The 9,123-nt window shown below is 38.9% G+C and carries 8 protein-coding genes; 7 read left to right on the forward strand and 1 reads right to left on the reverse strand.

The genetic code is table 11. The features are described 5' to 3' along the window. Positions 1-676 precede the first annotated feature (676 nt). The 5 genes from FU659_RS33740 to FU659_RS36125 all read left to right on the forward strand — a co-directional run bounded on the left by FU659_RS33740 (position 677) and on the right by FU659_RS36125 (position 6,114). Complete coding sequence (locus tag FU659_RS33740; protein WP_147951539.1) at positions 677-1,450, forward strand: VanW family protein; 774 nt, start codon at positions 677-679, stop codon at positions 1,448-1,450. Between the two features lie 606 nt (positions 1,451-2,056). Beyond that, a complete protein-coding gene (locus tag FU659_RS33745) occupies positions 2,057-3,469 on the forward strand; it encodes a WG repeat-containing protein (protein WP_187274584.1) in 1,413 nt (470 codons plus the stop codon). A gap of 688 nt (positions 3,470-4,157) precedes the next feature. After that, entirely contained in the window at positions 4,158-5,147 is a 990-nt protein-coding gene (locus tag FU659_RS33750) for a polysaccharide deacetylase family protein (protein WP_261808226.1), read from the forward strand. A 624-nt stretch (positions 5,148-5,771) separates the two neighbouring features. Beyond that, a complete protein-coding gene (locus FU659_RS33755) occupies positions 5,772-5,894 on the forward strand; it encodes a sporulation protein YjcZ (RefSeq protein ID WP_147951541.1) in 123 nt (40 codons plus the stop codon). Positions 5,895-5,940: 46 nt separating this feature from the next. Continuing rightward, entirely contained in the window at positions 5,941-6,114 is a 174-nt protein-coding gene (locus FU659_RS36125) for a hypothetical protein (protein ID WP_187274585.1), read from the forward strand. Between the two features lie 507 nt (positions 6,115-6,621). On the opposite strand, the gene FU659_RS33760 is transcribed toward FU659_RS36125, so the two are convergent. Then, positions 6,622-6,723, reverse strand: coding sequence for a YjcZ family sporulation protein (locus tag FU659_RS33760; protein ID WP_147951542.1), 102 nt, complete (start codon positions 6,721-6,723; stop codon positions 6,622-6,624). 757 nt (positions 6,724-7,480) lie between these two features. On the opposite strand from FU659_RS33760, the gene FU659_RS33765 reads away from it, so the two are divergent. Both FU659_RS33765 and FU659_RS33770 read left to right on the forward strand, forming a co-directional pair. After that, positions 7,481-8,464 (forward strand): phosphotransferase enzyme family protein, encoded by a 984-nt coding sequence (locus FU659_RS33765; RefSeq protein ID WP_147951543.1) that lies wholly within the window; start codon positions 7,481-7,483, stop codon positions 8,462-8,464. Between the two features lie 297 nt (positions 8,465-8,761). After that, the coding region (locus tag FU659_RS33770) for a VOC family protein (RefSeq protein ID WP_261808227.1) at positions 8,762-9,123 on the forward strand (362 nt) is incomplete at its 3' end.

The raw sequence follows: 9,123 nt of genomic DNA on the forward strand, positions 1-9,123 counted from the left end.
TAAATAATGGCGAATTCTCATTCAGATTGAATGGAAATTCGCCATTATCAATTTAGATCTATTTCAGAAAATTAAAAGCGCACCTTTTTCAGTGGCCTCGTACAATACAGGAATCATCTATTGTTAGCCGCCTAAACTAAACCAGGCTTTTTTCAAGTGTCCTTGACAGAGGGTCCAGATCAAAGAGGACTGGCTCTTTTTTTGTTGTAGATAGATATCCACGATCAAATACTCACCAATCTCCCACACGGAATGCTAGAACTACGGGATAGATAGCAAAAATTAAAAGTTGAAAAGAAAACTTAAGCATGAGTCTTGAGGAAAAAGGAAAAATTTGGATTTGTGAAGAAAGAGTAGTTTGCCGCGGCAACCGCTCCTTCTTTATAAAAAGGCAATAGGGCGTGATGACTGTGGGAACACATGAACCGATACGACAACGCATAAATTCCAACATATGGTATAATGGGGTGACAATTATACGTTGATGAAAGAATGATTTTATTGGGTTGGTGTTACACGATTAGTCATATCATTTGGAGCGATTCCGAAGAGATATTTCTAAATGAAAGAGCAATATATATTTTACTTAAGTATGGCATAATTTTTAATCAAATAAGGACGTTAATTTCGAAGAAAATTAATTAATGGGAGGTTAACCATCATAAAACGGGTCTTGATGAAAATACCCATAGTTTATAAATTTAGGATCCTTCAGCTTCAAATAAAGAGAACTAGTCATAATTTTTTCACAAAGTTTGCAAATGAAAAAATAGTTGATACATTTCCATATGCAATAAAACGACATCAATCTCTGCTAAGAAGAAAATTAGGCTCATCTGATCCTGTGTTACAAGAAAATAAAATTACAAATTTAAGTATTGCCCTAAAATCCATGGACGGAATTGTATTAAATCCAGGTGAAATATTTTCCTTTTGGCATTTAATTGGGAAACCTAAAGCAAGCAAAGGTTATATTAAGGGATTGTTGTTATCTCAAGGTGAAGTGAAAACAGGGATAGGGGGAGGTTTATGTCAATTAGCTAATTTACTTTTTTGGCTTGCCTTACATACACCTTTAGAAATTAAAGAAAGACATCATCATAGTTTTGACCCATTTCCGGATGAGAAAAGAGTCTTACCATTTGGAAGTGGTGCAAGTGTATTTTTTAATTATATTGATTTGCGTTTTTTTAACCCCACCAATCATAAGTTTCAATTTCATATTTGGTTAACAGACCAACATCTAAAAGGAATTGTATATTGTGATAACGAGTTACCATATTCATATCATTTGGAAGAAAGAAACCATCAATTTCATCATATTGAAGGCAAGAACTATAGAGAAAACGAGATATGGAGAAGAGTCATTGATAAACGAACTGGGGATGTCGTACAGGAAAAGTTAATGATTCACAATTACTCAGAGGTAAAATATGAAGTGTTTTGTTAGTAATCATTGTAAAAGCATTACTTCAGTGGAAAATCGCCTCATAACTGTCAGATTGAGAAACCGAACCGGCTCCATAGAGGGAGGATACAAACAAAACAAATCACATATGTTTTATGAATAATAACCGTCATCACTGAGCTAATGAGAAAGTATAGTACATATTCGAATGGGCTGCCGTGAGGTAGCCTATTCGAATGTAATGGAGCTAATAAAAATTATTCGAAGGCTCGCAACCATATCGATTTAGCGTCGTCTAACCATATAAGAATTATATCCATAAATTGGAGTTAGATAAACGTAACTGTATCAAAAATTCAGAGAATTTCTTCAAAGGAAAAAGCGTTATTTAGGCGGTGTGTACCACGATAGTAGTAGCGTTGGTACTGAGCATTTCTGCAGTATTTGCATTCACGACAGCACGAACAGACAACATCCGATTTGCTACCCTTCACACCAGTCCCAACTACTGAAGCGACATCTGTTACAGAAGAACCATTGATAAGCAGCCGGACACAAATCCATTTGTTGTTCCTGTTACGATTGATTAAAGTTTAACGAGCCCAAACCCATACCATGGTGGGAATAACAAAGGAGATGATTATATTGTTGAGAAAAAACCGAGTGGTACTTAGTCTAGCACTTTCCCTAACGGCTTGTTTGACAGGGACGGTTCCAATTCAGGCCAGCAATTCCCCTCTTACGATTCGAGTCGATGGGGAGCCTATTAGTTTTGTCCAGCAGCCTTTTATCGAAGATGGGATCACGCTTGTACCCTTTCGCCCCTTATTTGAAAAGATGGGTTGGCAAGTAGATTGGGATCCCCAAATGAGGAAAGTTACTGCGGCAGGCGACGGATTAAAGATTGAAATGACGCCCGACATAAATGCCGCTGTTGTAAACGGAGAAGATGCGGCGCTAGATAAAGCCCCAGCAATCGTGGACGGAACGGTCTTCGTTCCGCTGCGATTTGTAGGAGAAGCCAGTGGAAGGAAGGTAAGTTGGATCGAACGATTAGGAATTGTATCCATAGGCGAGACCAAACTATATCCTATTCAGCAGGAAGAGAAAAATGGATTAATTGACAATCATGGTCATAAGACTATCGATATTCCATTTTTCTCGGTGTTACCCTTCTCCGAAGGCTTGGCACAGGTATGGAGTGCGGCTAAAGACGGCAATGGCGGCAATGGTTCGGGATACATCGATGTCAAAGGTCAATTGGTCATCCCGTGTCAATACTTTGAAACGGCTCCCTTTTCGGAGGGACTAGCTTACGTCACCGTGTTAATCTCGCAAGATGTGAAGAGGCACCAATATATTGACACGACGGGCAAAGTAGTCATGGAGCCGGATATTTTGTTCGGCAGTCAATTTCACGAAGGGTTAGCCGCCGTTGCTGTTGCGACTCACGATGATCGTCTGTACACTTATGGCTACCTGAATGTAAAAGGGGAATTTACAATCTCCCCTCATTTTGATTTTGGATACGATTTTTCTGAAGGGCTCGGAAGAGTGAAGATTGACGACAAATTTGGCTTTATCGATATATCGGGAACATCGGTGATTGCAGCTAAATTCGATGATGCCTTGGACTTCCACAGTGGACTAGCTCCGGTTAAAGTCGGGGAAAAATGGGGGTACATCAACACAAGTGATGGTTGGGCTATTCCGCTCCAGTACGATGATGCGCAGCCGTTCTCGGAAGGACTCGCTGCAGTTAAAATGGGTAGCAAATGGGGGTTTATTGACACTAAAGGGAAGCAAGTCATAAAGAGTTCTTTTGAAAAAACTAAACCATTCACTGGAGGGCTGGCTGCTGTTCAAATCGGTGATTGGGAATGGGGATATATCAATAAAAGGGGAGAGATCAAGATAAAACCAACTTACTACGAAGCAAGTCAGTTCTCAGCGGGAATTGCCAATGTTCGTGTTGGCTGGGCAGGGGAAGGACCGGATTCAGGGTATATTGATGTAAATGGGGACTATATATGGGCACCGCGGCAGGTAGATTTCAAATAAAAAAGCACCGTGACTCAGATTCTTGATCGAAAAAGAGTTTGAAGTTGTAATTAAATAATGGGATCCGCGCTCAGCCTGAATTCAAACGCGAAGTATTACAGAAGTTTTACGAATCAATCGGTTATTCCGCAACTCCAGCAACACTAAGATATTAGAGTGTAAAATATCAATTGTTTTTACCACACCAATATGAATCAAAGAGCAGGTTGACTATATAAAACATCGCTTTGACTAAAGGCGGTGTTTTTTCTTTTACGGGAATGACATAAAGTTCTTGTCATCCGACATGAGATCTATTATTGTCGGGTGACAAGAATATTATCTCATTCCGGACGGAGGATTTTTGTAAGTAAGATGACTCCAACAACGGTTTATCAAAAATAATCCATTCGCTGTGAAATTTCGTCTGATCGTTCATATCGAGGAGCCTGACAAGAAAATGAGAATGAAAAGTGCTAGCTGTCTTTACTATCGAATTGAAGATTATGCTGGTATTTACTGTTATAAGTGTCCGTATCGGACTGATGCACAGCGATTGGCAATGAGAGCTGACCTCCAGAATAAATCGTAGCGGGTCCGATCATAACCTATCAGTTTGGAGAGGTATCGGAATATTTTGGCATGTATCCGGATAGAAATAGAGTAATAGGTTGTCCTTTATTCTATGAAGCGGATGGTGTTGGTATCCATGACTACTTCGAATTGGCGGTTCACTCTGATCATTGGCGGAATGCTGATTGCTACTGTCTTTATATGGATCCTAGCATCACAGTCCATTAGTTCAACACAGATGGCGGTGGATTCGAGAGTAGACCCCCCGTTACAAGATCCAATTCCCCACATTAAGGAACAGCACCTGCCGGTTCTATCATTGGAGATACCGAACGACGAGCTTCCTAAGCAACAAGAGCAGACAATTCTTATGACACCGTTGGCCGCTGAAACAAATGCAACTTTAACTCCTACAGCAACACCATTTGCCACAGTGAAGGACTCCGTCTATAGCAAGGCATCGATAACCGCACAAATAAGCATTCCTGTCCTGAATTATCATAGTGTTACGGTCCAGCCCGGCAATACCGCTGCCATCACTCCGGCAAAATTGGAGGAGCAAATGCAGTACTTAGCCGATCACGGATATAAGACATTAACCTTGAATGAATTCATCGATATTTGGGAAGGTCGGGAGAAACCGAAGGCCAAGGCTATACTCTTAACCTTCGACGATGGCTACAAAGACAATTACACAGCCGCGCTGCCTATTCTCGCTAAACATAATTTTCGTGCAACGATGTTTATATCACCGGGTATGGTTGAAGATGGCTATTTTTTGAATTGGGAGGAAATCAAAGAAATGCACAAGGGTGGATGGGACATCCAGCCACATGGAATGACCCATCAGAATCTTACACAGTTGAATACTGAAAAGCAAACGTTTGAAATAACGGAAGCAAGGCGTCAAATTGAGAAAGAACTTGGGATTCCTGCGGACGTGTACTGTTACCCATTTGGGGAGCGAAATCAGACCACCTTGCATATCTTAAAAGAGCATGGATTTCGCTATGCGTTTACGATCGACCAAGGAATGGCTAATCCCGACCAGAATCCCTTCTTGATTCACCGATTGTTCGTCAACGGGGAAGCAGGATTGAACAGCTTTAAGGCCCTTTTGAAATAAAAAGACATTTTAATCCAAAGCAAGATTACTTTCATTCTTTTCAGGAATTAGCAGAATGAGTGTACAGATTGTTTTATAAGTATCGGAAGAAAGGCAAAAGCTCGGTTGAATGATGTTTACTCATTCAACCGGGCTTTTGTTTTGGTGGTTTTTGAGATCTGCAGTTCACGGTTGTTAAGTCTAGCTTCCAACAATGAGCTTCATAGAACTAATGAGAAAGGAGAGTATACAAACAGGAGACAGGTATTATCGGCAGTTGTTCAACCAAAGGGGTTGCTTGAGCCGGCCGCAGTCGAACGCATCGCCAGCTAACTAGTCTAAAACTTTATTACTTCAAGTCATTTCAAACCAATCCGAACTATTAATAGCTTTGAGAAAAAATGTTCGTGTCATAGAGATTACTCCAACCTATAAAGTGAATCACACCATTTCAATACTGGAAAAGTATTGTTAAAAGAAAGCCTAGTAAACTGCCTATCAATACACGGTTTACATTCCATAAATCGTGTTTAATTCCATTGAGACATCGTCGTTTTAAGCCAAGGGGCATAAGTACAAGCAAATGTTAAGTATTGAACATAAGATTATATTGCAATCAAACTTATCATGGAGGGAGATATGATCATGGCATACGCAGGTGGAGTTGGAAGTAGTTGTGCAGGTTATCGCGGCATGGGTACAAGTTCGGCCGCTATCTTGGTTCTTTTTATTCTTTTGGTAATCATTTCGTTAACTTTTTCATGGTGAATTGTTGATCCAAAAAGAAAGTCCTCAAGAATGGAGGTGATATTGATTGAAAAAAAAGCAGCCTAAAAACATAAAATCTGTTAAAACAAGTGCATTTTTTTCCCCATTCACTCCATTCGGATTCTTCCCATTTGAGGAAAGATTCGAACGTTTTGAGCCATTCGAATTTTTTGATCCATTCTTCTCTAGAAGAGGATTCAGGGATAGGGATTTCTTTTAAATCTTTTGGCCCAATTGCAAGGACAACGCCATCGTTAATGGTTATTTCACAATTATTTTACACTGGATAGGTCGCCTTTTTAAATATGAAGACAGCTGTATTTTGAGTATTTGTCTAGCCCTCTTTTTAATAAGTTGCCTATCTAGGAACGAAGAAATATCAAGAACGGTCCTTTCGCGAACGATGCGAACAGTACCGTTTTTTTTCATTGTCCCACAAAGCTAAATTGGCTACCATGCAATATCATTTGTGGAGATTGTAAATAAGCTTTTATTGAAGCATCCATTTAATGATAAACTAGGAGTTAAAAATTCATACCATCGTTTACTATTAAGACTATAACTTGATAAGAAACAATAAGCGGAGCAGGACTCTGTTGATAATATGCCTAGTCATAGGTCACTGGCGCGAATCTCGAACTTCACAAAAAAATCCGTAGGGTGAGCTCAAAAAAATGGCCCTAGGAGAACTAACTCCCGGAGCCTTTTCTTTACTGAATTGACAAGGTTACCATGAAAAAGCCACAGACACGATAACCAAAAGAATAAAGAGAACTAAAATTGCTGCAGTATTGTTATGACGACGCTCAAAGCCTTCTTCTAATCCCATATTCATCTCACTCCTTTTAATGGATTCAACTACTCTTTATACTATGTCAGTAAGCAAACCCTTGATTGGACAAGTATATAGGGCGCTTGCACGTTTTCTTTAAAGAAATAATGCTATGCATAATCGGTGTATATTGAGTTGGAAAAGCTGTTTGTAAGTGCAAATTCCAGCGATGATGAGAAAAGAATAAATCCTATAACCATACGGTTTCCGAGCGTTTTGCATAAATGATGCATAAACGTTCTTTTTGTTTGGAGCCGAAAACCCGCATGGTTGGTGGATGAAATTATCAAAAATAATCGTTGTTATATACAATGGTTTTTACAGTTGCCTGAACCGGCCGTTTTAAAGAAGAATGTTTAAACCGTGGTTATTTTTATCCAGATCCAGAACCAGACGCAAAAATTGGATGGACATATCCTAAAATAACGGAAGAAACCAAGTGTTCGGAAATAATAAAGTTATAGACTCCATTCCAATGAACGCACCGGCGAAAGTGTCATGACCCAAATCTTACAAGAATTGCTTACAATCGTTCAACAAGATGTCATTTTTGTTAACCCTGTAGACTTCTCATTAAATTAATCTGTGTAAGTTGATGGCAGGAAGGTAGGCTGTTGAGCTAAGGGGAGTTTAATTTAGTTATAGTAATTTTCTCCCAGTAATACCATGCCGGGTCGTGTTATGCTGGCTTATAAGGAAGTGGAGAATCAGTGCCATATTGAACATAGCTGATATAAGGAGCCGTAATGACTTTATGTTGAAACTGAAATATCTATTCAATGATGTAAACTTGGCAGAAATGATTTTAAAAAATTGGCATTTCGACGAAGGTTCGATGGAGATGTTTAAGTATTATCGCATATCGTCGAACGCCATTTATCCGTTTAAATGTGAAGGTAAGAACCAGATATTACGTTTTGCACCCAAATCGGAAAAGCTGAAATCGAATATATTGGCGGAACTTGATTTTATTTCATACTTGCGTGACAACCAGTATGGAGTTTTGGAATCGGTTACATCAAAGCATGGCGAGAAGGTTGTAGAGGTGAGGACTCCATGGGGCGAATACTTTGCATCGGTATTTAAACGTGTTTCTGGCGTGCAGATTAATAACACCGATTTTAGTGATACTATCATATTCAGCCATGGAAAAGCCCTGGGAAGGCTCCATTATTTGTCTAGTCAATACACACCCGGTAAATTCAAAAGATGGTCATATAGTGATGTTTTAGATTGGATCCAGGAAGTATTGATAAGTTATCCCGATGAATCGGCAGCATTAATCGAAACGAAATTACTACGAGATTATTTTGCTTCGATCCATAAGTCACAAAGTAATTATGGACTGGTTCATTATGATTTTGAATATGATAACGTATTCTACGATGACAATTCTAAGTCATGTAATGTAATTGATTTTGATGATGCTATGTATCACTGGTATGCAATGGATATCGAACAAGCGCTTGATAGCTTGCAGGACTGTATTTCATCTGAAATTTTTAACCACAAGAAACAATGCTTTCTGGATGGATATCTTACTGAATATGAATTTACAAATGATTTAGAGGTTATCTTACCGGCATTCAGGCGCTTTGCGAATTTGTATGGGTATGTTCGAACTTTAAAGTCAATCGAGGAAAAATGGGATAATGAGCCTGAGTGGCTAACAAATCTGAGAAAGAAACTGACAGAAGGACTGAAAGAATACTCTATTTCTTTTGGTAGGGAACTCTAACATTGCTTTGGTAATGAGTTCATAACGGAAAACGATAGTTAAATGCGTAAGGGCAGTATAGCGTAGCAAACAGTTTGAAATTATGATACGGTTCACCGTAAATTAGCCTTCAACTTATCTGAGTGGATGGCTAATTTCGTATTTAAATTATTACTAAATCAATTTCAGTTTCCCATGACATTGGTACAGGTAAATTATCATCTTTTGTCTATTACTTAGTAATTATGATAAAATAGATCAAAAGTTAACTAAAAAGGAGCGATTAACGTAGCAAAAGAAATTTGGCTAAATCTACCGGTGAAAGACCTGAATAAATCAAAAGAATTCTTCGCCAAGCTTGGATTTTCCTTTCATCCGAGACATGAAAACAGTAATGACGCAGCCGGTTTAATTATCGGGGAAAAGAATTTTATGATCATGCTTTTCCCAGAATCTACGTTTAAGAGCTTTACGAGAAATGCAGTTACAGATACAAATCAATCAACAGAGGTATTGCTTTCCATAGACGCTGAATCCAGAGAAGCTGTTGATGAAATGGTTAGAAAAGTAGAGTTGGCAGGAGGACTAATATATAGCAAGCCTGAAGGTAAAGGCTGGTTGTACGGCTGTGTTTTTGGTGATTTGGATGGTCATAGATGGAACGTATTATATATGGATAT

This window comes from Paenibacillus sp. N3.4, assembly GCF_008017805.1.
In the GTDB taxonomy this organism is placed as follows: Bacteria; Bacillota; Bacilli; order Paenibacillales; family NBRC-103111; genus Paenibacillus_E.